Genomic DNA, 26,700 nt, shown 5'->3' with positions numbered 1-26,700 from the left:
GTCAGGCAATGGAAGAGCCAACAACGATCGGTCGCTTACTTGAAGCATACCGTAATGGTGATATAGAGGTAGAGACGTTTTTGCGCAGCAAACTGGCGCAAGTGAGAGCGGATCAATCCAATGCCTGGGTGTCAGTGATTTCTGACCAGCAACTGGGGGAGTATCTCGCTCAACTTTCAGGGCAAGAAATTGACCAGCTACCTCTGTTTGGTGTTCCTTTTGCGATCAAAGATAATATCGATTTGCAGGGCTTAGACACCACCGCGGGTTGCGAGGCATACCGCTATCAACCAACGGAGTCGGCTTACGTTGTTCAGCAGTTGATAAAAGCAGGCGCAGTCCCCTTAGGCAAGACGAGCCTTGATCAGTTCGCCACTGGCTTAGTGGGCACGCGCAGCCCTTGGGGAGCGGTGAAGAATAGCTTTGATCCTAAATACATCTCAGGCGGTTCGAGCTCTGGCAGTGCGGTTGCTGTTGCAAGCAACCAAGTTTATTTTGCATTGGGTACCGATACCGCGGGTTCGGGGCGCGTCCCGGCAGCATTTAACAACCTTTATGGCCTCAAACCGAGCAGAGGGGTGTTGAGCTGCAGTGGCGTTGTTCCGGCCTGCCGTACACTAGATTGCGTGACGTTTTTTACCAAGTGTGCTGAAGACTTAAGCACCCTCTACCGAGTCGGCGCAAGCTACGATGAGAGCGACTGTTATGCTCGCCATGTCCTTATACAAGGACAAAACACAACGACGCAATTTTCAGGATTGAGGGTCGGAGTTCCAGGTGAAGAGCAGCTTAAATTCTTTGGTAATGAAGAATACCGTAAGCTCTATGCTCAGTCGGTTGCTCGCTTAGAGTCTTTGGGCGCGCAGACTATTCCTTTCGATTTGTCACCCTTCTTAGAGGCCGCCAATCTTCTTTACCAAGGTCCCTGGGTTGCGGAGCGATACGCCGCGATTGAATCCTTCTTCAACGATAATCAAGAACAGTGTTTAGAGGTGATTCAAACGATTGTCGGTGGAGCGAAACAACTATCGGCTGCGGATACGTTTAAAGCCATGTATCTACTGCAAGCATTTAAAGTTCAGTGCGATAAATTGATGGAAAATGTGGATGTTGTGCTAACCCCTACCGCCGGCACGATTTACACCATTGATGAGGTGAACAATAACCCAATCGGGCTCAATTCTAACCTTGGTTACTACACCAATTTCATGAACTTACTCGACTACAGTGCGATCGCAATGCCAGCAGGTTTCACCGACGCCGGACTCCCGTTTGGCGTAACTCTATTTGCCCAAGCGTTTCATGACGAAGCCTTGATTACGTTAGCGACCGAGTGGCAGAGAACAATGAACTTACCGCTAGGGGCGACCGAGATAGAGTTAGAGAGCAGCGAGAGTGTGGACCTATTGGTTTGTGGCGCACACATGAAAGATTTAGCGCTCAATCATCAACTGATTGAGTTAGGTGCGAACTTTAAACGGCGAACCACGACATCTGAACACTATTCTCTTTATTGCTTAGCCGGCGGGCCCCCACTGAGACCGGGCTTAGTCCGTCATTCAAACCAAGGGCAAAAGATTGAAGTTGAAATTTGGCGCGTGCCGAAAAAGCAGCTTGGTTCCCTGTTGATGCAAATTCCCCATCCATTGGGGTTGGGCCGCGTTGAGATTGATTCTGGTGACTGGGTCACTGGGTTCATATGTGAAGGGATTGGCATTGAAGGGGCTACCGACATCACCCAGACTGGAGGGTGGCGGTATTATCTGCAAGAGTTATCTGAACGCTGCTAAAATGTGTTTATAAACCCCCATGCCAACATCATGTGGTATAGGGGGTTACAAATTGATGAGAAGGCGTGAATGGACATCAGTATGATCTATGTACTGACCTATTCAGCCTGCTCACGATTGATCGATGGATCAAGAATCCACTCAGCGCTGTCGTTGAGCACGTCCATTTTTGTAATTTTACCTTTCCTGACTTCAAATCTATCTGTGTAGCGATTGCCATCGAAATGGCGTCCATCTGGCCACTGACCATACAAAAAACCTGTTGAATACACGACGCAGTGGTCCTCTTTTTCCATCGCATCGTATTGCTGAATGTTCTTTTTCACCCATTGGTATCGTTGTTGGTTAAAAGCCGTGATGGCGTGGGTATTCTCCATTTCTCTTCGACCTGTAAATGTGATTTTTACGTCAGGGGACATAAACGTCGCGGCCGTCTCCGGATCTGGCTTCATTGATGCTTCTAAAAATTGTTGGACGATGTCTACGGCATTCTCTAGTTCACTCATCGATTCATTTCCTTATGTGGTTTGATTTGGTGCAAAAATGTTAGTTTTTGTGCCTTTTTTGTGCAAGGTGCGCCTCTAATCAACTGAAAACCGCACTTTTTCGTATGGCACCTAAATTGCTAGCAATTATTGTGCAATAGCTAGCAATGAATGAAAAGAGGGATCTTATGAAACATTCAATTATCAAAAAATGGGTCAGACAGGGACTTGGGATAAGCGCTTTGGCCGCTGCGTCTTTGACGGCGTTTTCAACCATCGCGCAAGAGCCGATTAAAGTGGGATTAGTTGCTGCTCTATCAGGCCAGTCGGCGAAATCAGGAGAGGCGATCACTCGTGGGTTAGAAATTGCGATTGATGAGATAAACGAAGGTGGCGGCGTATTAGGTCGACCACTTGAACTGGTGCGACGTGACGATGAAAGCAACCCATCAAAAGGGCTGTTAGCGGCGCGCGAGTTGATTCAAAAAGAAGAGGTCGCGGTGTTATTTGGTGGTTTAGACACGCCCGTTTCGCTTGCGATTGTGCCTGTCGCCAACCGAATGAAAATGCCCTTTATGGGGGTGTGGGCGGCGGGTACACCGATTACCAAAAATGGCGCTAAGGAGAACTATGTGTTTCGTGTCTCTGCGGTGGATGAGGTGGTCGACGAAGCGCTGGTTCAGTATGCCATCGATAAGTATGCGATGAAAAAGCCAGGCATGTTGCTGATCAACAACCCTTGGGGCGAGTCGAACGAAACAGGTTTTCGCCAAGCTCTCAATAGTCGTGGCATAGAATACACAGGTATTGAGCGTATTGAATCTGGTGACGTTGACTTAGTCCCACAATTGACCCGTTTAAAAGAGAAAGGTACGGACACGCTATTAATGGTCGCGAACGTGGCGCCTTCCGCTCAGGTGGTCAAATCACTTGAACGTATGGGCTGGGATGTCCCTGTAGTCTCCCACTGGGGACCGGCGGGTGGACGTTTCGGTGAGCTTGCTGGTCCAACGGCCGATCGAGTGCACTTTATTCAGACATTTACCTTTACGGATACTACAACCGGAAAAGGCGGCGAGGTATTTGGCAAGTTACAAGCGAAATTCCCAGAGATACAAAGTGTTGCCGATGTGACTCCCGCGGTTGGGATTGCCAATGCGTATGACGCGATGCACTTAACGGCGCTCGCAATCAAGAATGCTGGATCTACGGAGGGGAGCGCGATTCGTGAAGGGTACTACCGCATTGATGACTATCAAGGGCTGATCAAGGATTTTAAGCGTCCGTTTACAGAAACACAACATGATGCGATCGGCCCCAATGACTACGTGTTCACACACTTTGTGAATAACCAAATCGTTCCGGTTCAGTAACGATCAGTTTGGGTTATACATCCATCACCATGTAAAGGAGAGCGTAGCGCCATGTTAACCGCCGCGATCATAACAGGCCTTGGTCTGGGGAGCATGTATGCTCTCCTTGCTTTGGGTTTCCATATTACCTTTATCGTCAGTAAGACGGTGAATTTTTCTCAGGGCAGCGCGATGATGCTTGGTGCTGTGCTGGCTTACACATTATGTATCACCTGGGGTATGCCGTATTGGGTTGCTTTTTCTATCACACTGCTATTAAGCGCATTGTATGGACTGGTCATCGAGCGGTTCTTAGTGCGTCCGTTTGCCAGCAAAGGGTCCGATGCGTGGCTTATGGCGACGGTTGCAGGAGGGATATTGATGGACAACACGGTTCTGTTCAGTTTTGGCAAGGAGCCAAGACAGTTCACCAACACGTTCGCGACGACAAGTCTTGAGCTATTTGGTAGCGGCGTTTATGTATTGCAAGTCATGATCCCGGTTGTCGGGGTGATCATTGCGGGTTTACTTGTCTTGGTAGTAAGGCATACCCAACTTGGTAAGGTGCTCCAGGCGAGCGTTCAAAACCCCAATTCAGCGCAGTTGATGGGGATTAATGTTAGTCGCGTGGTCGCCGTCAGTTTTGCTGTCTCTACGGTACTTGCGGCAATTGCAGGCATTCTCATCGCGCCGCTCTATGCCGTGCATTCCGACATGGGAACATTGTTTGGCTTGAAGGCGTTTGCTGTTGCTATCCTTGGCGGGATCGCGAGTGCTTCCGGCGTATTCAGCGCAGGGCTTATTTTTGGTTTAGTCGAAGCGATTGTCACCGTCTATTTTGGCTCTGCATTTACACAAATTATTACCTTTACTCTGGTCATTATAGCTTTGGCTGTGAAGCCGAATGGCCTGTTTGTTAAAGGTCAGGAGGTGAAGGTATGAGCGCTATCAATACCAAGTCTTGGTTATGGGTGGCGCTGTTCACCCTAGTAGGGGCGATATTGTGTTTCCTACTCGACAGTTATTCTCTGCTGGTTTTTACCCTATGCGTGTTAACGGCTATAGTCGGAGTCGGGCTCAACATATTAATGGGGATGAGTGGTCAGATAAGCTTCGGTCACATTGCTTTCTACGCCATCGGTGCTTACGTGAGCGCATTATTATTGCTCAATGATGTGCCGTTTGTGCTCGCCTTAGCTGCGGCATGTTTAGTGTGCGCAGCCATTGGAGCATTACTCGCTATTCCAGCAATGCGGGTTACTGGCCCCTACTTGGCAATGGTGACGATCGCTTTTGCCTTTGTGGTTCATCATGGTTTGATGGAGTGGAAAAGCCTCACTGGAGGCGCCAACGGATTGATGGGTATCATGATGCCGCAATTCGGAGAGATGGAACCTGAACGTCTACTTGCCTTAACCAGCACTGCCATTTTAGGCTTGGGGTTACTCACCTATCAGCTGTTTTATTTCAGTGGCTGGGGCAAAGCGATGCGCGCGGTCAAGTCGAGCCCTATTGCCGCGAGATCGCTAGGATTTAACCCAGTACAGACGCAAACCCTCGCGTTTTCTTTGTCTGCGGCATTTGCCGGTATCGCCGGGGCGATGATCCCTCCGCTGATGATGTACATCAGCCCAAGTACATTTCCGTTTACCCAGTCAATTTTGTTCGTTCTCGTCGTTATTTTGGGGGGAGTCGGCACGCTGTGGGGGCCGGTCATTGGCGCCACTGTGGTCGTGTTATTGCCTGAACTCTTAGCGCCTCTGGCGGAATATCGCCTGCTGATATTCGCTGTTTTGCTATTGGTGGTTCTATGGGTTGCGCCAAGAGGTTTGATAGGAGAGGTCGCAGCGAAATTTCGTCGTTCATTCACCCAACTTCCGCCTAATTCTGTCAATCGTCATCTTATCGCGACGTTTTATGATCGTGCTGACAACGGGTTGAACGCGCTCAAAGTCAATAATATCGGTATCACGTTTGGTGGCGTGGTTGCGGCCAAAGCGGTGAGTTTTGAAGCGCCGTTAGGCAAAGTGACGAGCATCATCGGCCCTAATGGTGCGGGAAAAACCACCGTGCTCAATATGATCAGTGGTTTTTATACGCCCGATCAAGGCAGTGTGATGTTGAATGAAGAGGTCGCGGGACTTCCTGCACACCGCATTGCCCGAAGTGGTGTTGCCCGCACCTATCAAACCACACAACTGTTTGAGGATATGTCGGTCATTGAAAACCTGCTTGCTGCAATGCAGCAAGGTACACTCGGTCACCCGTTTTATGCGGAGCAATCCGGTCAAAGAGATCTGGCGTTAAACCTATTGGCTTTGGTGGGCTATCGTGGCTCTATCCACACACCAGCTGAAGACTTGCCACATGTCGATCGACGTTTGGTCGAGATTGCGCGTGCGTTGGCGACATGCCCGTGGGTGATACTGCTGGATGAACCTGCAGCTGGGCTGAGTAGAGAAGACACCGATCAGCTTGCTCAATTAATTAAGTCGATTGCAGGCTTTGGTATTGCGGTCATCTTGGTTGAGCATGATATGAAATTGGTGATGGGTGTCAGTGATGACATATTAGTACTGGATGCAGGAACGCCCATTGCCTTCAACAAACCTCAACAGATACAACAAGATCCCAAAGTCATCGCCGCTTATCTTGGCGCAACCAGTTATACCGCACCGCCGCGTGAAAACAGATGGAAAGCGGAAAAAGAAGCCGTGTTGTTTACCAAGCAATTAACGATAGATTACGGTGCCTCACCGGTTGTGCACGAAGTGGACATTGAAGTGAACCCAGGTGAGTGTGTCGCCATCTTGGGCGCCAATGGCGCTGGAAAGAGCAGCATTTTACAAAGCCTCGCTGGTTTGAAAAAACCGCGCAGCGGTACGATTGGTCTTGACGATGCTTATATCCATCACCTCGATGCGAGTCAAATAGCGAAACGCGGATTGGCTTTGGTACCCGAAGGTCGTCAGTTATTTGGTGAGCTCTCCGTCAGAGATAATTTGTTAATGGGAGCACACAGCCGTCTAGATGAAGTGGATAAAGAGTCAGAAATTGAGGCTATTTTGGCGCGATTCCCTCGTCTTCGCGATCGTATCGACAGTCAGGCGGGCCTTCTATCCGGAGGTGAGCAGCAAATGGTGGCGGTAGGCAGGGCATTAATGGCGAAGCCACACATTTTGTTGTTGGATGAACCGTCACTTGGGCTCGCACCTTCAATGATCGCTGAGCTCTATGATGCGCTTGCGCAGCTCAGAGATGACGGTGTGACCATCTTACTGGTTGATCAGATGGCGAACCTTGCCTTGCAGATAGCCGATCGCGCGTACCTGCTTGAAACGGGCACCATTGTACAAACCGGCAGTTCGGAACAGCTACGATCAGATTCTGAGCTAGAAAAAGCGTATTTAGGAGCAAGCTCATGATAGCCGATACTGTAGTGACCAATTGCCGCTTGGACGGCGAGCCACAACTTAACTGCGCATTTATCAACGAGGGGGTGTTTGTCGGCTTTAAACGGCAAGTTGAACTTGAACCCAGTGAACTGACGGGTAGGAAAGAGATAGACGCACAAGGCAGGTTGATGCTACCCGGTCTGGTAGAAACCCATGTACATCTTGATAAAGCATGCACGGTATCTCGCTGTGCCTTGAAAAAAGGCACACTGCAAGAAGCGATTGAACAGACCTCACGGCTAAAAGCGGAGTTCACTTATCAAGACATCTATCAGCGCGGGAAACAGGTACTAGAGAAGGCCATCAAGCATGGCACCAGTTATATGCGTACGCATGTAGAGATTGATCCTGTGATTGGGTTGGTTGGTTTTCAGGCAATCTCAGCGCTCAAAAAAGAGTATGCCTGGGCGATAACGCTGGAGTTGTGCGTCTTTCCACAAGAAGGCCTTCACAATAACCCGGGAACGTACGAATTACTGGCTGACGCACTCGATCAAGGGGCGGATCTGTTGGGGGGGTGCCCTTATACCGATAGTGAACCAGAGGAGCAGGTAAGGGCGCTGTTTTCCTTGGCCAAGCAATACGATGTGGATATTGATTTTCACCTTGATTTTGACCTTGATACATCCACCATGACATTACCGTTTGTCATCGAAATGACGCAGGCATTTGATTATCAGGGACGGGTTACCGTTGGGCATGTGACAAAACTATCGGCGCTGCCATCACAAGCGCTCGCGCCCATAGCAGCAAAAATGGCTATGGCAGGTGTTCATTTGACGGCGCTGCCGAGCACCGATCTTTTTCTCAACGGTCGTGATTTTGATTGTCTGATACCGAGAGGGGTGGTGCCGCTCAAGCCGATGAGTCAGCGCGGGGTGTGCTGCTCAATATCGAGCAACAACATTGAGAATCCATTTACACCTTATGGCGACGCGTCTCAAATCAGGATGGCGAATCTATATGCCAACATTGCCCATTTGGCGACAAAATCAGAGTTAGCGCAGTGTTTCGACTGGATTTGTACCGATTCAGCAAGGCTCATGAAAATTGATCAGCATGGCATAGGGGTCGGAAAGGCGGCGGACGCGGTGTTTTTTGATGCGTTAGACAAAGCCGATATCGTCGCGAAGATAGCACTACCCACTATGGGTATCAAGCGCGGAAACGTTACCTTTACCAGGCCAGAAGTGCAGTTGCACCAATTGGAAGGTGCAATAAACGCTGGCTTGACGTCAGTATAGCTTGGGGGTAAGGCTCAGAGAACGAGAAAGAATAAGTGGTAAGCACAATACTGATATCAAAGGTTGAGTGCTTCACTCAAATCGAGTTCTTGCTCTTTGTGACGGCTTAAGTCGAGCTCAGCCTCAAGATGGTCGAGGTGGGCTAACATCACAGAGACGGCAAGGCTAGTGTCGCCAGACTTTAATGCCTCTATAAGCTGCAGGTGTTCATCATGCTGGCAGGTGGGAACGTCGTTACGCTGGTAGAGTGCGACGATTAACGAGCTGCGTACCATCAGGTTGTCAAACATCTCCATTAATACCGTATTGCCACAGAGTCGCGCTAAGAGACGATGAAAGTCACACAGCGCGTCGACAATTTCTCGTCGATCATCGGTATGTACAGCAGCATGCTCACGCTCAATGTGTGCAAGAATCTCATGCCAATGGTCGGCCATCAGTTCGGATGAAATACCTTCAACGATACCTCTTTCAATCACCCGACGAGCCGCAAATACTTCTTTGGCTTCGGCTTCACTAGGTTTGGCCACCATCGCGCCACGGTTGGGCTCGATCTTAACGATGTGTTGCAGGGCCAAGCGTTGTAGCGCCGTTTGTACATGGTTACGGTTGGCTTGGAGTGCGGAGACAATTTGCGCTTCAACCAAACGCTGTCCCGGTTTTAGTTTGTGTTGCGCGACAGCAGTTGATAGCGCCGCCATAATTCTCTGCACTTCCTTTTGTTTATGCGTCGATGCGGTGGAACGCGACGTAACCATGTTTTTCAAGCCTTTGTAACCTATTCACTATCTTTAAGTCTAACTCTGTTTTCCCGCTAGTGACAACGTTATACCTTGTTTATATTGTTGATTTTCATCATCGACGACCAGTAAGTCAGTCGTTTTATTTATCGTGCCGTTATGTCCACCATGAAAATTCCTCATGTTTCATGTGAAGTAATACCAATATTCTTCAACTCGTGAACTCCGTATAACTGGCGTTAGGCTTTGACCCACCCAGCAGAGCCTAAATCGTCAGCGTTTTCTTAGGAAATAGGATAATTACAATGAATAACGAGTTCACTTTTAGGATTAAAAGCCTGCGATTTGATGAGCATTATCTGCCGTCAGACAACACGCGTATTACCACCAACTTTGCCAACTTGGCACGGGGCCCGCAATGTCAAGAGAACCTGCGAGCGGCGCTGCGAATGATGGACAATCGCTTCAATTCGCTTGCCCATTGGGACAATCCTACTGGTGATCGTTACGCATTGGAGTTGGACATCATCTCCGTCGAGATCGCGTTAGACGGGCAAAGTGACGCTTTTCCCTCGATAGAAGTCCTGCAAACGCATATTTTGGATCGTAAAAACAATCAACGTATTGAAGGTATCGTGGGGAATAACTTCTCTTCCTATGTGCGCGATTACGATTTTAGTGTCTTACTGCTTGAGCATAATAAGCAGACGAGCCAGTTTAGTGTGCCGCCAAAATTTGGTGAGCTGCATGGCCAACTGTTCCAGTCTTTTGTTCGCTCTGCGACATATCAGCAGTCGTTTAACAAGCGTCCGGTGATTTGCCTCAGTGTTTCTGACAACAAAATCTATCGCCGCACCAGCAATCAACACCCGGTGCTCGGTGTTGAGTATCTGCCGAATGAATCGTCGCTTACTGAGCAGTATTTCAAAAAGATGGGCTTAGACGTACGTTACTTTATGCCGCCGAACTGCGCCGCGCCGTTGGCTTTCTACTTCTTTGGGGACTTACTCAATGATTACACCAATCTTGAACTCATTAGCACGATCAGCACGATGGAGACCTTTCAAAAGATTTATCGCCCAGAGATCTACAACGCTAACGCAGCCGCGGGCGCGGTGTATCAGCCAAAATTGAACAATCGCGATCACTCTATGACACAAATCGTCTATGACCGCGAAGAACGCAGCCAATTGGCAGTAGAGCAAGGGAAATTTGCACAAACGCACTTTATTCAACCGTATCAAGCGCGACTTGAGCAGTGGTCAGAAAGCTACGCGTAACCATGATGAAAACTCTGTGAAGGAACAATCGATGAAAATATTACTACCGACATCTACCGCGGGAAGCTTACCTAAACCGTCATGGCTTGCCGAGCCGGAGACACTGTGGTCCCCGTGGAAGTTAGAAGGGGAAGCGCTGCAAGATGGAAAACGCGATGCTCTGCGTGTAGCCCTGCAAGAGCAGCAATTCGCGGGCGTTACTATCGTCAGTGACGGCGAGCAAACGCGCCAGCACTTTGTCACTACGTTTATTGAGCATTTGGGCGGGGTGGATTTCGATAATCGTCAAACCGTGACCATTCGTAATCGTTATGAAGCAAGCGTGCCAACCGTGGTTGGCCCGGTAAGTCGCATCAAACCCGTGTTTGTCGAGGACGCGAAATTTTTGCGCCAGCAAACTGACCAACCCATCAAGTGGGCACTGCCTGGGCCGATGACTATGATCGATACCTTGTATGATGCGCACTACAAAAGCCGTGAGAAATTGGCGTGGGAGTTTGCCAAGATCCTCAATCAAGAAGCAAAAGAGCTTGAAGCGGCAGGTGTCGATATCATCCAGTTTGATGAACCCGCGTTTAATGTGTTCTTCGATGACGTGAACGACTGGGGAGTCGCCTGCTTAGAACGTGCGATTGAAGGGCTTAAATGTGAAGCCGCGGTGCACATCTGCTATGGCTACGGTATCAAAGCCAACACTGACTGGAAAAAAACGTTGGGCAGCGAGTGGCGCCAGTATGAGGCCGTGTTCCCTAAGTTGCAGCAATCAAACATCGATATTATCTCACTGGAGTGCCACAACTCACGTGTGCCGATTGAGTTGTTATCATTGATTCGAGGCAAAAAAGTGATGGTGGGCGCTATTGATGTCGCCACTCATGACATTGAAACGCCAGAAGAGGTCGCAAGTACGCTCAGAGAAGCGCTCAAATATGTCGATGCCGATAAGTTGTACCCTTGTACCAACTGCGGCATGGCACCTTTGCCTCGCGAGGTCTCTGCTGCCAAGCTCAAAGCATTGAGCGACGGCGCCAAAATAGTCCGAGACGAGTTAGTCGCATCGGCGTAACGCATTGTTGAGCTCGGATTGTATGCGCTGGGTTTGACAGCCTCACCACTGAGGTCTATATTCAGCGCGTTATTTCACCTAAAGCGAGGACACAAGATGATTGTAATGATGAACAGCAACTGGGCAGTGAAAGGGTAAACCGCCAAATCGCTCTTTGTGGATAATCCACAGTCCCCCTTCTTTGCCCGGTATCACCGGGGTCAACTCTATCCGAATTAGACCCTAATGCTCTATGTATTAAGGCGCATTGTTGCGTCTGGGATAATTCAATCATGAATACAAAATTTTCTTTTTTAACCGCGGCCAACAAAAAGCCGAATTTGCTTAAACGTCTCGGTTGGAAGCCATTTTTTCAGCAGCAGATCTCATTAGACGATTACGATGATACTCGCTGGGCTCGCGTCATCGCACATCATCGCAGTGGTTACGTGGTGCTAAGCCAACAAAGTGACGGCTATCAAGAGCATCATTTACCGATCACCCGTTCATTGCCAGCGATGACCGTTGGCGATTGGCTAGTGTTGGATGGTCAGCAACAGTTCTCGTCGCTACTTGAACGCCGAAGCCTGTTTAGCCGAAAAGCCGCAGGGACAAAGGTCGAACAGCAACTGATTGCCGCCAATGTGGACACCGTATTTATCGTCTGTTCGCTTAACCATGATTTCAACCTAAGCCGCATTGAGCGCTACCTTGCCCTTGTTAATGAAGCCAAGGTTGAGCCCGTAGTCGTGCTGACTAAAGCCGATTTGTGCGAGGATGAAGCGGCGCTGCGCCAACAGGTGCAGCAATTGGATCCATTTCTCATGGTTGAGAGTGTCAATGCACTTGACGCTAACAGCGTAAGTCGCTTAATGAGTTGGTGCGGCGAAGGCCAAACGGTGGCGTTTATCGGATCGTCTGGGGTGGGGAAATCCACGCTCGTCAATACCTTGCTAGGAGAGCAGGAGCAAGCGACCGGAGGTATCCGTGAAGATGACAGCAAGGGTAGGCACACGACCACTTCGCGCTCGATTCATTTTCTGCCCTCGGGCGCGGTTTTGCTCGATACTCCGGGAATGCGAGAAATTCAATTGGCGGATTGTGAAGATGGCGTGAGTGAGACTTTTGCGGACGTAGCGAGCTTGACGAAAGCATGCCGCTTTGGTGATTGTCAGCATCAAAGTGAGCCGGGCTGCGCCGTGCAGCAAGCTATCGCTAATGGCGAGTTAGATGAACGCCGTTTTAACAACTACCAAAAGCTCTTACGTGAGCAGGCCCATAACGGCGCCACGCTTGCGCAGCAACGCGCGAAAAGTAAACAATTTGGCAAAATGGTGCGACGGGTAATGGGAGAAAAGCAAAAACGCAGAAACGGGGTGTAATCTCGATAATTTCAAGGAGGCGAAATGCCGCCTTGAAATTAGGCAGCGGCCGTTTCATGCTGATCGTATCGTTATTAAAAGGTGATTACACTAAGTTATCACCTCAACTCTATATTGGTGTTATCCATGAAATCTTCATTTGGCTTCTTTCTTTTCAGCAGCGCGTTTTATGTCAGCGCTGATGTGACATTACCGCCGTTTGAGATTAATGACTCAACGTGGCGTGAAAAAGTGTTTTCTGGCAATACTCAATATCAGCCAATGCTAGGTGGTTCAGTGCTGCAAGCAGTCAGTGAAGAGAGTGCGTCTGGCTGGGTAATCGCTAAGCGCGTTGATCTTTTGCAGACACCGATGATCCATTGGCGATGGAAAGTGGACCAAGCACTCACCAAATTAGACGAGCGCAGCAAACAAGGGGATGATTATGCCGCGCGGATTTATCTTGTGATGGAAAAGGGCTTGATGGGACTAAGCTCACAAGCGCTCAACTACGTTTGGTCGAGCTCACAAAGTGAAGGCACTTCTTGGGATAATGCTTATGCAGGTGAAAGGGTCAAAATGTTAGCGGTGAAAGACAACGAGGCAAAACTTGGCTTATGGCATGATGAAAAGCGTAACGTTTATCAAGACTTCATCACCTACTTTGGCGACAAGGGTAGTGATATCGATAACGCCCGCGCGTACCAGTATATTGATGTCATTGCTATTATGACCGATACGGACAATAGTGGCGAGCAAGCCCATGCGTTCTATGGTGAAATAAGGTTTACAGAACAGTGAGTAATGTTTGTCACCATGGAATTTTAGTGATGAATGTTTTTGGGGTTCTATGAGTGATGGATGTCGAATAGAATCGGTTGTTCATAAACGACGAACCTCAGATCTCTCATTTGACCCCAGATGGGTAATCTCCATAATTGACCGAGTAATGCTATGACTTTTTCTCCTATCAAAACTGCTGTAGTGGGCTACGGCTTTTCTGCGAAAACCTTCCACATCCCATTTATTACCAGCTTAGACGCCTTTGAGTTTGTGGCTGTTAGTACCAGTAAGGCAGAGGTGGCCCAAGACTGGCCAAACGTCCAGCACTTTACAGACGCCGTGGCGATGCTTACTCAACCTGACGCTGAACTGGTGATTATTACCGCGCCCAACAGTGAACACTTTCCGTTAGCGAAATTAGCATTGGAAAAGGGGAAGCACGTCATCATTGAGAAGCCGTTTGTGACGAATGTGCAAGATGGTCAGGCGTTGATTGATTTGGCGAAAAAAAATCAGTGTCTACTCAGTGTTTACCACAATCGACGTTGGGATGGAGACTTTTTAACCGTTAAATCCCTTATTGAAGAGGGCAGAATGGGTGACGTTAAACATTTCGAGTCTCACTTTGACCGATTCAGACCCGAAGTGCGCGTTCGCTGGCGTGAACAGGCGACCGATGGCGGCGGTATTTTATTCGATCTTGGCTCGCATCTTATCGATCAAACGCTTGAACTGTTTGGCTTACCAGAGGCGATCAGTGCTCATTGCAAAATGCTGCGTCCATCGAGCACCACGGTGGATTACTTCAACGTTACGCTTCATTACCCCAACCGATTAGCAGTACTTCATGGCGATATGTTCAGTGCGGGCCCCAACCATCGTTTTACTGTTAAGGGCACGCAGGGCAGTTATGAAAAATACGGTCTTGATCCGCAGGAGTCTCAGCTAATTTCAGGCATGACACCCTTAGACCCAAGCTGGGGCCAAGAAAGTGAGGTGCACTTTGGGCGTTTTTATCACGGTGAAGGCTCTGAGCGGATTGATACTTTTTCGGGTCAATACCAAACCTATTTTGAGCAAATGGCCAGCGCGATTCGACACAACACACCAGTCCCGGTCACGCCCTCACAAGCGCTAGTGACGATTCGCCTGATTGAATTAGCGATGCAGAGCAGCCGCTTAGGGCAAACATTAGCACTGGAAGGTCAATGGGAGTGGAATCAATGACTCAAGCGTCATTAGAGGTATTATTAGAGGTATTGTTAGAGCAAGAAGCTGAACTTCAGTTTGAACGCTTTAACAATGAGACAGCGTGGGAGCTGGGGCTGGCGTTAAAACAGCGTGCCGAAGCGCAGTCGGCGGCTGTGTTGGTGGAAGTGTATGCATTTGAACAGGTCATTTTTCAGTTCGCCATGCCCGGAACCACAGCCGACAACCTAGACTGGGCGATGCGCAAACGCCGATCTGTGATGCGATTTGGCCACAGCTCCTATTACTTAGGTCAGTACAATGCGCAAAAGCAGCGAGATTTTGAACGCCAAGCGCACCTAGATGCGACTCAGTACTGTGCGCATGGTGGATCATTCCCGATTCGAATTCGAGGTTGTGGCCTTGTCGGTGCCATCACGGTCTCAGGGTTACCTCAAGCTGACGATCATCAGTTAGTGATTGAGGTGTTGAGTGACTATTTTGCGAATTATTCAAGAGTCACCTAAATCTAGGTGACCTAAATCTGATGGCGAAAAGTCTTATGCTAGGGCGTTGGGATGCCCAGTTCAGCGCGCATTTGATCAATAATACGCATGTGCTCTAGCGTTGATGAGAGAGGGTGAATCTCACTAAAAACTTGGCCACTGCGAATGCATGCCATGGCTTCACGAATCTGGTATTCAAACCCACCGCCGTGATGGGTGACCTGAAAGGTTTCAGGGGCGTTATCGTCAGCGTAGAGCGTGGCAGATTGGGCACCAAAGAAAGGCGCATCAATGACAATGCGTCCATGAGTGCCTGAGATTTGCATCACCATTGGCTCATCCACATGGAAGCTACAATGAAAGGTTGCGTGCCGGCCGTCACCATAATCTAAAAGTGCATTAACCGTTTCTTCCACCCCTGTTTGCCCGACATCGCCGCTCAGTTTCCAGCCACACGGCGCTTGACCAAATAGGAGGTTCGATAGCGCGATATTGTAAATGCCAATGTCGTGCAGCGCGCCACCCCCAAGCAAGGGATCAAATAAACGATCATTTGGGTCAACATCCACCTTAAAACAAAAGCTCGAGTGAACCTGTTTCACTTCGCCAATTTGCGCCAACCATGTGTTCATATTTCGCCAAACAGGGAGAAATTTCGACCACAGCGCCTCCATGATGAAAGTGGACTGTTCTAAAGCGAGGCTCGCTAACGTTTGTGATTGAGCGGTATTCATCGTCAATGGCTTTTCACACAACACCGGCTTTCGGGCCAACAAGCATTGTTTTGCTAGCTCAAAGTGAAACGCATGAGGTGTGGCGATGTAGATGGCATCGATGTCAGGGTCGCGAATTAACTCGGCGTAATCTAGATAGATGCGTTCTATTCCATACTGCTCTGCGAACGCCGTTGCGCGCTGTTTATCTCGACTGGCGACGGCTGTGATACAGGCATCGTCGACAACACTGATCCCTTTGGCAAAGTTATGCGCGATGCGACCCGGCGCAATCACGCCCCATTTCATGACGGGTTGAGTGTGAGTGGCTGACATGAGTTCTCCTTTCTCTTTGCAGTCTGCACTATAGCGTATTAATTAGGCAGCTCATGCGCACACAAACGAGAGTGTGAGCACTCTCAACTGCTTACCTTACTCGGTGACCATTTCTGGTGCTGGTTTCATGGTGGCCTCATCACTCACGGAAGTGGTCGTCTGATTGCTGAGGTGATAAATCATCGCAGGTAAGTCATTACGATAGAAGCTTGCAGTATAAGCACTGTTCGCTTTAGGCAGTGAAGCGGCAAATCGCTCAAGATCAGCACTCAGCATGTCCAGTGATGTCTCTTGGGCCGCATCAATTCGCTCATCAATCGTCTTGACCAAGTTGTTTAACGTCTCTTGGTATTGCTCAACCGTGTGGCTGTTGACCGGTTGAAAAACGAAAAACAGGTTGGCTAAACGGAGCACGGCCATTTCTGTTTCTGGCGTTAGGGCATCAAGGGCACAAAAGCGTTCTATGTGGCCTTTGAATGTCTGTTTAATGCGTTTGGAGCGCAGCAATAGCGTCTGCTTTGCGTCTTGGCGACTTTTTCTACGTACAGATTCGGAGTGGTAGTAGTGCGCCAGCAGCGCGGTAAGGACGATAGCCAACAAAATAACAAGGGTGAGTAACATAAAAAAGGAAAGGCAAGGATAACGTGGGAAAAACAATGCATTAGTTTATATATCAATAGCGTTGAAAAGCAAAGGGTTTGATGGTGCAAACCCAATGCGTGTAATGGTTTGTGTGAGGACGGCGTTTTAGAGAAAACAGATCTCCGACGCTATTACCCGACTAATCCCAGATGGGTGCTAACCCATCTGGGTCGACTTCACGCCCATTTCTTTCTAATGCGTCGATGCGTGCCATATTATCATCACTCAGTGTTAGCTTTTGCGCCTCAAGGTTGCTGGCTAAGTTATCGCGCTTTGTCGATGAAGGGATCACAGCGTAGCCTTTGTTTAGCGCCCAAGCGAGTGTAACTTGCGCTGGGGTTGCGTTGCACTCAACCGCGATCTGTTTGATGACCTCATCGTGAAGCACTTTGCCGTAGGCGAGCGTCATGTATGACGTCACCTGAATCCCTTGCTGTTGCATGAATTCAACCAGTTTGTTGTTTTGCAAATAAGGGCTCAGTTCAATTTGGTTAGTGGCAATGTGATCGACACCGACGATATCAATCGCTTGCTGAAGCAGGTCGATATTGAAGTTCGACACGCCAATCTGTTTTGTCAGACCAAGCGTCTTTGCTTCCATCAGCGCCTTCATGTACTCCTCGATATTATTGTCTGTCCCCGGCCAATGAATCAGAGTGAGGTCGACGTAATCCGTGTTGAGTTTCTTAAGGCTCTCTCGAAGGCTAGCAATAAGTGATGCCTCGCTCATGTTATCCACCCAAATCTTGGTGGTAATAAATAGAGATTCACGAGGCAGATGACTTGCCGCGATCACCTCTCCAATATCCGCTTCATTGCCATAGATTTGCGCCGTATCAATAGCGCGATAGCCTAAGTCGAGCGCGTGTTTGACCGATTGTTTTACTGTGTCTCCCGTCAGACGAAATGTACCGACACCGAAAGTGGGAACTGCCATATGAACTCCTATTTTTAAAAGAAGGGTTTGTGTGCTGACTAATGTACGGTGTCTATTTCTTGCAGTATAGTTAACAAAAAGAAAATCTAATTTGATAATTGGTAAACAATGAAAGCGACCCTCGATGAGATGAAGACGTTTGTGACTGTAGTGGATGTGGGTTCGATCAGCGATGCTGCACAAGTATTGTCGGTGACGGTCTCTGCTGTCAGTCGCACCGTATCGCGCTTAGAAACGAAACTCGACACGACGCTGCTTAATCGTACAACGCGAAAGCTAGATGTGACGAGTGAAGGGACGGTCTACCTCGCCAAAGTTCGGCAAATCTTGGATGCGGTAGAAGCGGCGGAAGCGCAGCTGACCAGCCAAAAAACACAACCATCAGGATTGTTGAGAATCAATGCCGCGGCCCCTTTTTGTTTGCATGTGCTGACGCCATTAATTGCTCGCTATCAGCAAACGTATCCTGATGTGGAGATTGAGTTAAATTCCAATGAAGAGAACATCGATCTGGTCGGCAAAAAGACCGACATTGCGTTTCGCATCGGCGAACTAAGAGATTCAACGCTCAGAGCCACGTTTATTGGCCATAGCCGTATACGCATTCTCGCCAGTCCTGCGTATATTGAAGCACAAGGCAAACCTAACTGTGTTCAAGATCTGCTGTCGCACAAATTGCTGGGATTTAGCCGCCCTGAGTCGCTAAAAGATTGGCCATTGCTTGATGACAGTAACAAGCTCATCAAGGTCACGAGTAATCTACGTTCGGACAACGGGGAAACGATTCGTGCCTTAGCACTGCACGGTGCTGGGATCGCGTGCTTGTCAGACTTCATGACTTATCAAGATAGGCAGAGTGGCGCCCTCACTGAATTGCTTACAGATGCTTCACAAGACATTCGTCAGCCCATTCACGCTGTTTATTACCGTAACTCTGCTACGTCACGACGCATCAGTTCTTTTATTGATTTCGTCAAGAAAGAAGTGACAGTGCAAGAGGGACGTTTTTTGTAATGCCGATGCCTACTCGCACCATCAATCACAAGGACAAATAATGCTGGAATTAGGAATGAACCGAGAGCAATGGATGATCAGTGCTATCTTACTAGGTACGGTGTGCCTGTTTTTGCTCGGACGGTGGCGACACGATATGGTGGCTTGTGTAGGTAACGAAACAAAAAAGGGGAGCCATTCGCTCCCCAAGACAGTGTTGACGTGGTGGAATAAAAACTTAGGCCGTAGCGAACTTGTAGGTACGGTAACCACCGAGTAGGTTGCGTGCCTTAAAGCCGTTGTTGACCAATTGACGGTAGGCTACGTTACCGCGTAACCCTACTTGACAGTAGATAACGACCTCTTTGTCTTTAGGGAGCTCGTTCATGCGGTGACGCAACTGGTCGACAGGGATGTTAATCGCACCATCGATGTAACCGACTGATTCCAACTCACCTGGGTTACGCACGTCAAGCAAGACTTGGTCCTCTGTGAGGTTGTCGATTTCATCAAAGTGAATCGCTTTGCTGTCGCCTTTGATTAGGTTGTTGGCAACAAACGCGGCTTGGTTGATGACGTCTTTTGCCGAGCCGTACGGTGGGGCGTAAGTTAATTCAAGGTGCTGCAACTGATCGACAGTCATACCTGCGCGCTGAGCTACCGCCATCACGTCGATGCGTTTATCGACGCCATCTTTACCGACCGCTTGTGCGCCCAAAATTTTGCCAGAGGTTGGGTCAAACAGCATTTTAAACGACACAATTTCCGCGCCAGGGTAGTAGCTCGCATGGCTCGCGGTGTGAACATACACTTTTTCATAGGCGATGCCTGCGCGTTTTAGCTGCTTCTCATTCTTACCGGTAGAGGCGACGGCAAGATCAAAAATCTTACAGATCGCAGTGCCCTGTGTGCCTTGATACTGTTCACTGCGGCCAAGCATATTGTCTGCCGCCATGCGGCCTTGACGGTTGGCAGGTCCTGCAAGAGGGACCAATGTCTGCTCACCGGTCACGAAGTCTTTCTCTTCGACCGCATCACCGACGGCGTAGATGCTAGGATCGCTGGTTTGCATCGCTTCATTGGTGTAAATGCCGCCAAGGGCGCCAATTTGTAGACCGGCTTCTTGTGCGAGCTTGGTTTCTGGGCGCACACCGATAGCCATAATAAGAATGTCAGTGGTGAGCGATTCGCCATTGTTGAGTGACAGTTTCAACTCACCTTCGATGTGTTGATGTTCGACATCCTCACCCGAAGCGATACTTGCCATGTGATCATTGGGTACATATTCGACGGCGCTTAACGCAACACCCAATTTGAGATCGATGCCACGCTGGCGAATTTCCGCGTGCGCGAAGCCTGCCATTTCACGATCGACGGGCGTCATCACTTGATCGGCCATTTCGATGAGGGTGGTTTTGATGCCGAGCTGGTGGAAGGCTTCCATCATTTCAAGGCCAATAAATCCGCCGCCCACGACAGTGGCGTGTTCCGGTTTGTTCATCTGAATCGTTTTGATGATGCGATCCATGTCTGGAATGTTGCGCAGTGAATGCGTCAGCGGATTCTTGATACCAGGGATCGGTGGCACAACCGGACCTGCACCTGGGCTAAGTAGCAGAAAGTCATAAGACTCTTGGTATTCAGTGCCATCGAGCAGATTTTTTACCGTGATGGATTTGTCTTCGCGATTAATGCGCACCACTTCATTCATCACGCGGACATCGACGTTAAATCGTGCAAGGAAGCTCTCCGGAGTTTGTAACAGGAGCTTACTGCGGTCGGTAATGTCGCCGCCGATGTGGTAAGGCAAGCCGCAGTTGGCAAACGAAACAAACTCACCACGTTCAAACATGATGATTTGAGCATCCTCGCTAAGGCGACGAGCACGAGCAGCCGCAGATGCACCACCTGCAACACCGCCTACGATAACAATTTTAGTCATGGGTGACTCCGATTAGTGAAAACCAAGTTTTTTCAAAAAGAAAGCGGCAGGGCACAAACCTGTAAACGCGCTTTGAATCAAGTTAACGCCAACAAACACGGTTAGCCAAACAAAGTGGCTGCTGACGGTGAAGGTCAGGACCACCGAGAGCAGAACCATACTGCCTGCCAGTACACGAATAGCATTTTCTAACGTCATGATCGTTCTCCTTTCGAATCATTTCCGTGATGAAACCCTCGTACTATAGAACTCTAAATTAGAAAAGTCTAATGTTTATTTATCTAATTACAAAAACACTAAATTAGTATTGACTAAATTAGGTTTGGGTTTATTATCAAGCCATTCGTTAGAGAGCATTCCATTGCAAAATAATAGGTGTGTCATGAGTGAACAAACATTGAATCTAAGCCAAATGCAACAAAATGCGGTTGAGGCTTCTGATCTACTCAAGGTCATGGCTCACCCAGAGCGTTTGATGGTCTTATGTCAATTGACGCAAGGCGAAGTCGGCGTGGGGGCCTTGCAAGCAGGGTCGACATTGAGCCAATCCGCCTTCTCTCAACATCTTACTGTGCTGCGTAAGCATGGATTAATACAGGCGCGTAAAGAGTCCCAACAGGTGTTCTACTCCTTGGCAGATGCGCGAGTGATTCAACTTATTCAGAGTTTAGAGACAATTTTTTGCGCTCGATAACGCTGGGTAAACCCAACATTAATACATACGACATTTAGAGGTAGATATGGCGTTCACAGTTCCTTGGGAATCGTTAGCAGGAGGCATGTTACTTGGGGTTTCAGCCACGATTTTGTTGCTGATTAACGGAAAAATCGCGGGCATTAGCGGCATCATGACGGGGCTACTTACGCCGAAATCGAACGATTTTGCTTGGCGATTGCTTTTCGCGGTGGGCATGGTCTCGGGCGGTATTCTCGCAGCCTTGCTGTTTGTTGACGATGTGGTGACGGTCTATTCAACCAGTGCGACAGGATTGGCGCTCGCCGGTTTGCTTGTTGGAGTGGGTACACGTCTTGGCAACGGTTGCACCAGTGGGCACGGTATTTGTGGCCTTGGCCGTTTGTCTAAGCGTTCAATGGTCGCGACTGGCGTCTTTATGGGCGTGGCAGCGTTGACGGTATTTGTTCGATTCCACCTTGTATAACCCTAGGATCTTCTCATGAATAAAGTTGTTTTTCGTTTAACGTCACTGTTGGCAGGCGTGTTATTTGGCATGGGCATGGTGGTGTCTGGCATGGCAGACCCAAACAAAGTTCTGGGCTTTTTGGACATCGCGGGTCAGTGGGATCCAAGTTTGATGTTTGTGATGGGCGGCGCCTTGTTGGTGTTTATGCCGAGCTATTTTTTGCTGATTAAACCCAAGAAAAAGCCGCTCGCGGCACAGACCTTTTGCCTAGCAAAAAGTAAGCAGATTGATGGTCGATTGTTAAGCGGCGCTGCGCTGTTTGGCGTGGGTTGGGGGCTAGCCGGCGTTTGCCCAGGACCTGCAATGGCCAGTCTTGGTTTAGGTAACGTGGGCGTGTGGATCTTTTTTGCCAGCATGATGGTTGGTCTAGGGGCCACTAACCTAATGATTTGTTTTAAAAACAGCCGCAAGTCACAGTCTCAACTTGCTTAAGTTTTACACTGATACATAACCCCTCAAAAAAGGAGCGGCGATCATGAAAAGGACATTTCAACTCTCTGTAGTCACGTCTGCACTGGCCGTGAGCCTGATGGGCTTTTCTTATGTGAGCATGGCTAACCAGAATGACACGTTGTACACGGTCACACGCGCTCCGATGGCGCAGAGTGTCCATTTAGATGGCGTGATTCAACCCGTCAATCAAGGAACCGTCGCCGCTCAGACGTCTGGGCGAGTTGTGAGCTTGCACGTTGACGTCAATGATGTCGTTAAACAAGGGCAAGTGTTGCTTGAAATCAGCGCGGTGCAACAATCAGCCTCGCTCGATGCCGCCAATGCACAACTGGCTAGTGCGATTGCGCTAAATCGTGAGGCGCAAGCTCAGGTTGCCCGGTATCGTCAACTATTCCCGAAAGGCGCAATTTCTCAAGATCAAATGGACAGCGCAGAAGCGCGTGCGCGCAGCACTGCGGCCTCAGTGAAAGCGGCGCAAGCAAGTGTCGCTCAGGCAAAAGAGTCCCTTGGCTACACCAGTATTCAAGCGCCTTATGACGGCGTGGTCACAGCGCGTCACGTCGAGCTTGGTGAAACCGTTGCGCCAGGGTCGCCACTACTCAGTGGCTTCTCTTTAGATCGCCTGCGCGTTGAAACGCAAATTCCTCAGCGCTATCAACCGCTTGTTAAGGATGTCTCTCAATTTGATGTGATGGCACCCAATGGCGAGCGCGTCGCGCCCACCTCCTATAACTTGTTCAGCTATGCCGACACCACTTCTCACACCTTCAAAATTCGTTTGGATTTACCCGAAAGCAAAGATTTGCCTGCTAATGCGAGCGCCTTGGTGCCGGGAATGTGGGTGAAAACTGAGTTTCGCTTCGGTGAACGCGTCATACAAATGATTCCCAATGAGGCGGTAGTACGCCGAGGCGAGTTAAGTGCGGTTTACCGTCAAAGTGAAAACGGACCGGTGCTTAACCCAGTGCGTTTAGGTCAACAAGTGGGTGAGTACGTTGAGGTGCTGTCTGGGTTGGAAGAGGGAGACGCGATCTACGCGACCCTGCCAACATTAAGCCAGCAGCAATAAAGGCAGGGGGAACGTCGCATGGAACATAAGCTAGGGATCTCAGGCCGTGTTGCCGCAGCATTTCAAAACTCAGCCATGACGCCATTGTTGGCGTTGGTAGGCTTATTGATGGGTCTGTTTGCGGTTATCATCACACCCAAAGAAGAAGAGCCGCAAATCGATGTCACCTTCGCGGATGTGTATATTCCCTTCCCCGGAGCAACGCCCGCTGAAGTGGAGAGCCTAGTCACCACACCCGCAGAACAGATCATTTCTGAAATTCAGGGTATTGATAAAATCTACTCCTTCTCGCAGCCCGATGGCGCGATGATCGTCGCGATCTTTGATGTTGGCGTCAGCCGTAATGATGCTGTGGTGCGCATTTATAATAAACTCTATTCCAATAAAGATTGGATGCCGCAGGGCGTGGGTGTGGGTGAGCCCGTCATTAAACCCAAAGGGATTGAGGATGTGCCGATCGTCAGTATCACCTTATCCAGCCCATCGGCGCAGCTTGATCAGCAGCAGTTAACTCAGGTAGCACACGGTTTAGAAACTGAGCTTAAACGCATTGAAGGGACACGAGACATCTATACAGTCGGCAGTCACGAGACCATTGTTGACGTGCGTTTAGATCCTGTAAAGATGAACAGTTTTAATATCACCTTGGATCAGCTCAATCAGCATTTGCCCGCCGCGAATCAAAGCTCACCCATGCTGAGCTTGACCCATGAAAATCAACAGTTTCCAGTCCAAGTCGGCCAATTTCTTTCACGCGTTGAAGAGGTGAAACAGCTAGTGGTCGGGCTGTATAACCAAACCCCCGTCTATTTAGAAGATATTGCTACGGTTAGCTTAGGCACTAACACGCCGACGCAGCAGGTGTGGACGAGCTCAAAAGAGGGCTTGCATCCCGCTGTCACGCTCGCGGTGGCAAAAAAAAGCGGTGAGAACGCAGTCAACGTAGCGAAAGCCGTTGAAGCGCGTTTAGACGCACTTAAGAATCAACTGATTCCCGAAGGCATCAAGGTTGAAATTACACGTGACTACGGTAAAACCGCGGCGGACAAAAGCAATACGTTGATTGGCAAACTGGCGTTCGCCACGGCGGCGGTGGTGATTCTGGTCTTGCTGACCATGGGTTGGCGTGAAGCCATCGTCGTCGGAATCGCCATTGTGGTGACCTTGATGATCACGCTGTTTGCGTCTTGGGCTTGGGGATTTACCCTCAATCGTGTGTCATTGTTCGCCCTAATATTCTCAATCGGTATTTTGGTCGATGACGCGATTGTGGTGGTGGAAAACATTCATCGGCATATGTCGATGGGCAAAAAATCACTCGATGAATTGATCCCCGTCGCCGTCGATGAAGTCGGCGGACCGACCATCTTAGCAACCTTAACCGTGATCGCGGCATTGCTGCCGATGGCGTTTGTGAGCGGATTGATGGGGCCATACATGAGCCCAATTCCAATTAATGCGTCCATGGGGATGCTGATTTCGCTGGCGGTCGCCTTTGTGCTCTCACCTTGGTTGGCGCATCATCTCCTCAAACACGCCCATCACGAAGATGCAAAAGGTGCGAGCTCATCACTATTTCATCGCATTATGGCCCCTTTTGTCACCGCCAGAGCACAGCGTCGCAATCGTTGGTTGTTATTGTTGGCGATATTGGCGCTGATTGCTGGTTCGGTGCTGCTGCCAGTGGCGCAATCGGTGGTGTTGAAGATGCTGCCTTTTGACAACAAATCCGAGTTTCAAGTAGTGCTGGATATGCCAGAGGGTGAGCCGCTAGAGCGGACGCAGCGCGTACTGTTTGAACTTGGACAAGCGCTCGATGAGGTGCCTGAAGTCACTGGCTATCAAATCTATGCGGGTACGGCGGCGCCTATCAACTTTAATGGCTTGGTTCGTCACTACTTTATGCGCAATCAACCGAATCAAGGCGATATTCAAGTGAATTTGGTGGATAGGAAAGATCGTGACCGCGATAGCCACACCATTGCTGGTGAGGTGCGCCCAGTGCTCAATGAGATTGCATCGCGCTTTGGGGGCAAAGTTAAAGTGGTTGAAGTGCCGCCGGGGCCACCGGTTTGGTCACCGATATTGGCAGAAGTCTACGCGCCAACCGATGCCATGCGTCATCAAGCCGCACAGCAGATACGCGCAATTTTCCGTGAGACGGAGGACATCGTTGATGTTGACATGTATCTGCCCGAACACCACCAAAAATGGCAGGTGGCGATTGATCGAAGCAAGGCCGCGCATTATCAAGTGCCGTATGCGTCGATAGTCGATGCGCTGGCAACGGCTGTGGGTGGCAAGCCTGTGACTTACCTGCACAGCGAGCACAGTAAATACCCAGTGCCCATTATGATTCAAGCCAGTGAAGAGGCTAAAGTGCGCTTAGAGCAAGTGCTGAACATGAAGGTCGGCAGCCAAAACGGTCAAGCGTTTCCGCTCTCGGATCTCGTGAGCATCAACGTGTTGCCAATGGAAGCCTATATCGTACGTAAAAACATGGTGCCTATGGTGATGGTGGTCGCCGATATGGCTGGCGAGTTGGATAGCCCGCTGTATGGCATGTTCGACTTAGTCGGTAAGTTGGATGAGGCGATGACCCTAGAGCAATACTATGTCGCGCAACCTGATGGACTTAATGGCGTGTCAGTGCGTTGGGATGGCGAGTGGACCATTACCTACGAAACCTTCCGCGATATGGGCATTGCCTATGGCGTTGGAATGATTTTGATCTACTTATTGGTAGTGGCGCAGTTTAAATCCTATTTGGTACCGCTGATCATTATGGCGCCGATTCCACTGACCATCATCGGTGTGATGCCAGGTCATGCATTGCTCGGCGCGCAATTTACCGCGACCTCTATGATTGGCATGATTGCGCTAGCAGGCATCATCGTACGTAATTCGATACTCTTGGTGGACTTTATTAATCAACAGGTCGAAGAGGGCGTTGAGTTTGCAGAAGCGGTGATTCAATCGGCGGCGGTTCGCGCTAAACCCATCATGTTAACCGCACTGGCTGCGATGATTGGCGCGGTGTTCATTCTCGATGACCCGATTTTTAATGGTCTCGCCATCAGTTTGATTTTCGGGATCTTCGTTTCTACCATCTTAACGTTGTTGGTGATCCCCGTGCTGTACTACGTTGCGATGAAACATCGCTTTGCTCGCTAACGTCTATTTA

24 protein-coding genes are annotated in these 26,700 nt (G+C 49.4%); 17 read left to right on the top strand and 7 right to left on the bottom strand.

Going from position 1 to position 26,700, the window contains the following annotated elements:
* The first annotated feature begins 8 nt into the window (after positions 1-8).
* Entirely contained in the window at positions 9-1,790 is a 1,782-nt protein-coding gene (atzF, locus tag AC6R0L_RS04180) for an allophanate hydrolase (protein WP_500628333.1), read from the top strand.
* Between the two features lie 98 nt (positions 1,791-1,888).
* Here the strand turns inward: atzF and AC6R0L_RS04175 are convergent, their stop codons facing one another.
* The gene (locus AC6R0L_RS04175) at positions 1,889-2,296 is read right to left on the bottom strand and encodes a nuclear transport factor 2 family protein (protein ID WP_500628332.1); all 408 of its coding nucleotides are present in this window, start codon (positions 2,294-2,296) and stop codon (positions 1,889-1,891) included.
* Positions 2,297-2,463: 167 nt separating this feature from the next.
* On the opposite strand from AC6R0L_RS04175, the gene AC6R0L_RS04170 reads away from it, so the two are divergent.
* Genes AC6R0L_RS04170 through AC6R0L_RS04155 form a run of 4 tightly spaced genes read left to right on the top strand, consistent with a single transcriptional unit; the run spans position 2,464 to position 8,326 of the window.
* Positions 2,464-3,648 (top strand): ABC transporter substrate-binding protein, encoded by a 1,185-nt coding sequence (locus tag AC6R0L_RS04170; protein ID WP_500628331.1) that lies wholly within the window; start codon positions 2,464-2,466, stop codon positions 3,646-3,648.
* 51 nt (positions 3,649-3,699) lie between these two features.
* Positions 3,700-4,569, top strand: a complete 870-nt coding sequence (locus AC6R0L_RS04165; protein WP_500628330.1) for a branched-chain amino acid ABC transporter permease — start codon at positions 3,700-3,702, stop codon at positions 4,567-4,569.
* Positions 4,566-7,052 carry a branched-chain amino acid ABC transporter ATP-binding protein/permease gene (locus tag AC6R0L_RS04160; RefSeq protein ID WP_500628329.1) on the top strand — a complete coding sequence of 829 codons (2,487 nt, stop codon included), beginning with the start codon at positions 4,566-4,568 and terminating at the stop codon, positions 7,050-7,052. The genes AC6R0L_RS04165 and AC6R0L_RS04160 overlap by 4 nt, the downstream gene beginning before the upstream one ends.
* Complete coding sequence (locus AC6R0L_RS04155) at positions 7,049-8,326, top strand: amidohydrolase family protein (RefSeq protein ID WP_500628328.1); 1,278 nt, start codon at positions 7,049-7,051, stop codon at positions 8,324-8,326. Before AC6R0L_RS04160 ends, AC6R0L_RS04155 begins: the two co-directional genes overlap by 4 nt.
* Positions 8,327-8,382: 56 nt before the next feature.
* Here the strand turns inward: AC6R0L_RS04155 and AC6R0L_RS04150 are convergent, their stop codons facing one another.
* Positions 8,383-9,027, bottom strand: a complete 645-nt coding sequence (locus AC6R0L_RS04150) for a GntR family transcriptional regulator (RefSeq protein WP_500625267.1) — start codon at positions 9,025-9,027, stop codon at positions 8,383-8,385.
* Between the two features lie 344 nt (positions 9,028-9,371).
* Here AC6R0L_RS04150 and AC6R0L_RS04145 point away from each other — a divergent pair, with 344 nt between their 5' ends.
* From AC6R0L_RS04145 to AC6R0L_RS04120, 6 genes are all read left to right on the top strand, one after another.
* On the top strand, positions 9,372-10,346 hold the full coding sequence (locus AC6R0L_RS04145) for a DUF1852 domain-containing protein (protein WP_500628327.1): 975 nt from the start codon (positions 9,372-9,374) through the stop codon (positions 10,344-10,346).
* Positions 10,347-10,377: 31 nt separating this feature from the next.
* On the top strand, positions 10,378-11,412 hold the full coding sequence (locus AC6R0L_RS04140; protein ID WP_500628326.1) for a methionine synthase: 1,035 nt from the start codon (positions 10,378-10,380) through the stop codon (positions 11,410-11,412).
* A gap of 272 nt (positions 11,413-11,684) precedes the next feature.
* Positions 11,685-12,773 (top strand): ribosome small subunit-dependent GTPase A, encoded by a 1,089-nt coding sequence (gene rsgA / locus AC6R0L_RS04135; RefSeq protein WP_487902871.1) that lies wholly within the window; start codon positions 11,685-11,687, stop codon positions 12,771-12,773.
* 126 nt (positions 12,774-12,899) lie between these two features.
* Positions 12,900-13,553, top strand: a complete 654-nt coding sequence (locus AC6R0L_RS04130) for a DUF3047 domain-containing protein (protein ID WP_500628325.1) — start codon at positions 12,900-12,902, stop codon at positions 13,551-13,553.
* Positions 13,554-13,706: 153 nt separating this feature from the next.
* The gene (locus AC6R0L_RS04125; RefSeq protein WP_500628324.1) at positions 13,707-14,762 is read left to right on the top strand and encodes an oxidoreductase; all 1,056 of its coding nucleotides are present in this window, start codon (positions 13,707-13,709) and stop codon (positions 14,760-14,762) included.
* Positions 14,759-15,250 (top strand): heme-degrading domain-containing protein, encoded by a 492-nt coding sequence (locus AC6R0L_RS04120; protein WP_500628323.1) that lies wholly within the window; start codon positions 14,759-14,761, stop codon positions 15,248-15,250. The genes AC6R0L_RS04125 and AC6R0L_RS04120 overlap by 4 nt, the downstream gene beginning before the upstream one ends.
* A gap of 38 nt (positions 15,251-15,288) precedes the next feature.
* Here AC6R0L_RS04120 and AC6R0L_RS04115 read toward each other — a convergent pair whose 3' ends face one another.
* From AC6R0L_RS04115 to dkgB, 3 genes are all read right to left on the bottom strand, one after another.
* Entirely contained in the window at positions 15,289-16,278 is a 990-nt protein-coding gene (locus AC6R0L_RS04115) for a Gfo/Idh/MocA family protein (RefSeq protein ID WP_500628322.1), read from the bottom strand.
* A 96-nt stretch (positions 16,279-16,374) separates the two neighbouring features.
* A complete protein-coding gene (locus AC6R0L_RS04110; RefSeq protein WP_500628321.1) occupies positions 16,375-16,899 on the bottom strand; it encodes a hypothetical protein in 525 nt (174 codons plus the stop codon).
* A 160-nt stretch (positions 16,900-17,059) separates the two neighbouring features.
* Positions 17,060-17,857 carry a 2,5-didehydrogluconate reductase DkgB gene (gene dkgB / locus AC6R0L_RS04105; RefSeq protein ID WP_500628320.1) on the bottom strand — a complete coding sequence of 266 codons (798 nt, stop codon included), beginning with the start codon at positions 17,855-17,857 and terminating at the stop codon, positions 17,060-17,062.
* A 108-nt stretch (positions 17,858-17,965) separates the two neighbouring features.
* Here dkgB and AC6R0L_RS04100 point away from each other — a divergent pair, with 108 nt between their 5' ends.
* Positions 17,966-18,871, top strand: a complete 906-nt coding sequence (locus AC6R0L_RS04100) for a LysR substrate-binding domain-containing protein (protein WP_500628319.1) — start codon at positions 17,966-17,968, stop codon at positions 18,869-18,871.
* 217 nt (positions 18,872-19,088) lie between these two features.
* Here AC6R0L_RS04100 and AC6R0L_RS04095 read toward each other — a convergent pair whose 3' ends face one another.
* Together AC6R0L_RS04095 and AC6R0L_RS04090 are read right to left on the bottom strand one after the other, a co-directional pair.
* Entirely contained in the window at positions 19,089-20,792 is a 1,704-nt protein-coding gene (locus AC6R0L_RS04095; protein ID WP_500628318.1) for an FAD-dependent oxidoreductase, read from the bottom strand.
* Between the two features lie 12 nt (positions 20,793-20,804).
* Positions 20,805-20,990 carry a YgaP family membrane protein gene (locus AC6R0L_RS04090; RefSeq protein WP_334551801.1) on the bottom strand — a complete coding sequence of 62 codons (186 nt, stop codon included), beginning with the start codon at positions 20,988-20,990 and terminating at the stop codon, positions 20,805-20,807.
* Positions 20,991-21,174: 184 nt separating this feature from the next.
* Between AC6R0L_RS04090 and AC6R0L_RS04085 the strand changes: the two genes are divergently transcribed.
* Genes AC6R0L_RS04085 through AC6R0L_RS04065 form a run of 5 tightly spaced genes read left to right on the top strand, consistent with a single transcriptional unit; the run spans position 21,175 to position 26,690 of the window.
* Positions 21,175-21,486 carry a metalloregulator ArsR/SmtB family transcription factor gene (locus tag AC6R0L_RS04085; RefSeq protein WP_500625279.1) on the top strand — a complete coding sequence of 104 codons (312 nt, stop codon included), beginning with the start codon at positions 21,175-21,177 and terminating at the stop codon, positions 21,484-21,486.
* Positions 21,487-21,532: 46 nt separating this feature from the next.
* A complete protein-coding gene (locus AC6R0L_RS04080; RefSeq protein ID WP_334551803.1) occupies positions 21,533-21,952 on the top strand; it encodes a YeeE/YedE family protein in 420 nt (139 codons plus the stop codon).
* Between the two features lie 15 nt (positions 21,953-21,967).
* Positions 21,968-22,426 (top strand): DUF6691 family protein, encoded by a 459-nt coding sequence (locus AC6R0L_RS04075; RefSeq protein ID WP_487902882.1) that lies wholly within the window; start codon positions 21,968-21,970, stop codon positions 22,424-22,426.
* A gap of 43 nt (positions 22,427-22,469) precedes the next feature.
* On the top strand, positions 22,470-23,516 hold the full coding sequence (locus tag AC6R0L_RS04070; RefSeq protein WP_500628317.1) for an efflux RND transporter periplasmic adaptor subunit: 1,047 nt from the start codon (positions 22,470-22,472) through the stop codon (positions 23,514-23,516).
* An 18-nt stretch (positions 23,517-23,534) separates the two neighbouring features.
* Positions 23,535-26,690: an efflux RND transporter permease subunit gene (locus AC6R0L_RS04065; RefSeq protein WP_500628316.1), complete on the top strand. Its 3,156-nt coding sequence runs from the start codon at positions 23,535-23,537 to the stop codon at positions 26,688-26,690.
* Positions 26,691-26,700: the final 10 nt, after the last annotated feature.

Source organism: Vibrio sp. R15-SG3-ISO1A, from assembly GCF_059833955.1.
Note: the sequence above shows the minus strand (reverse complement) of the source record. Positions and strands in the feature narration are given on the sequence as shown.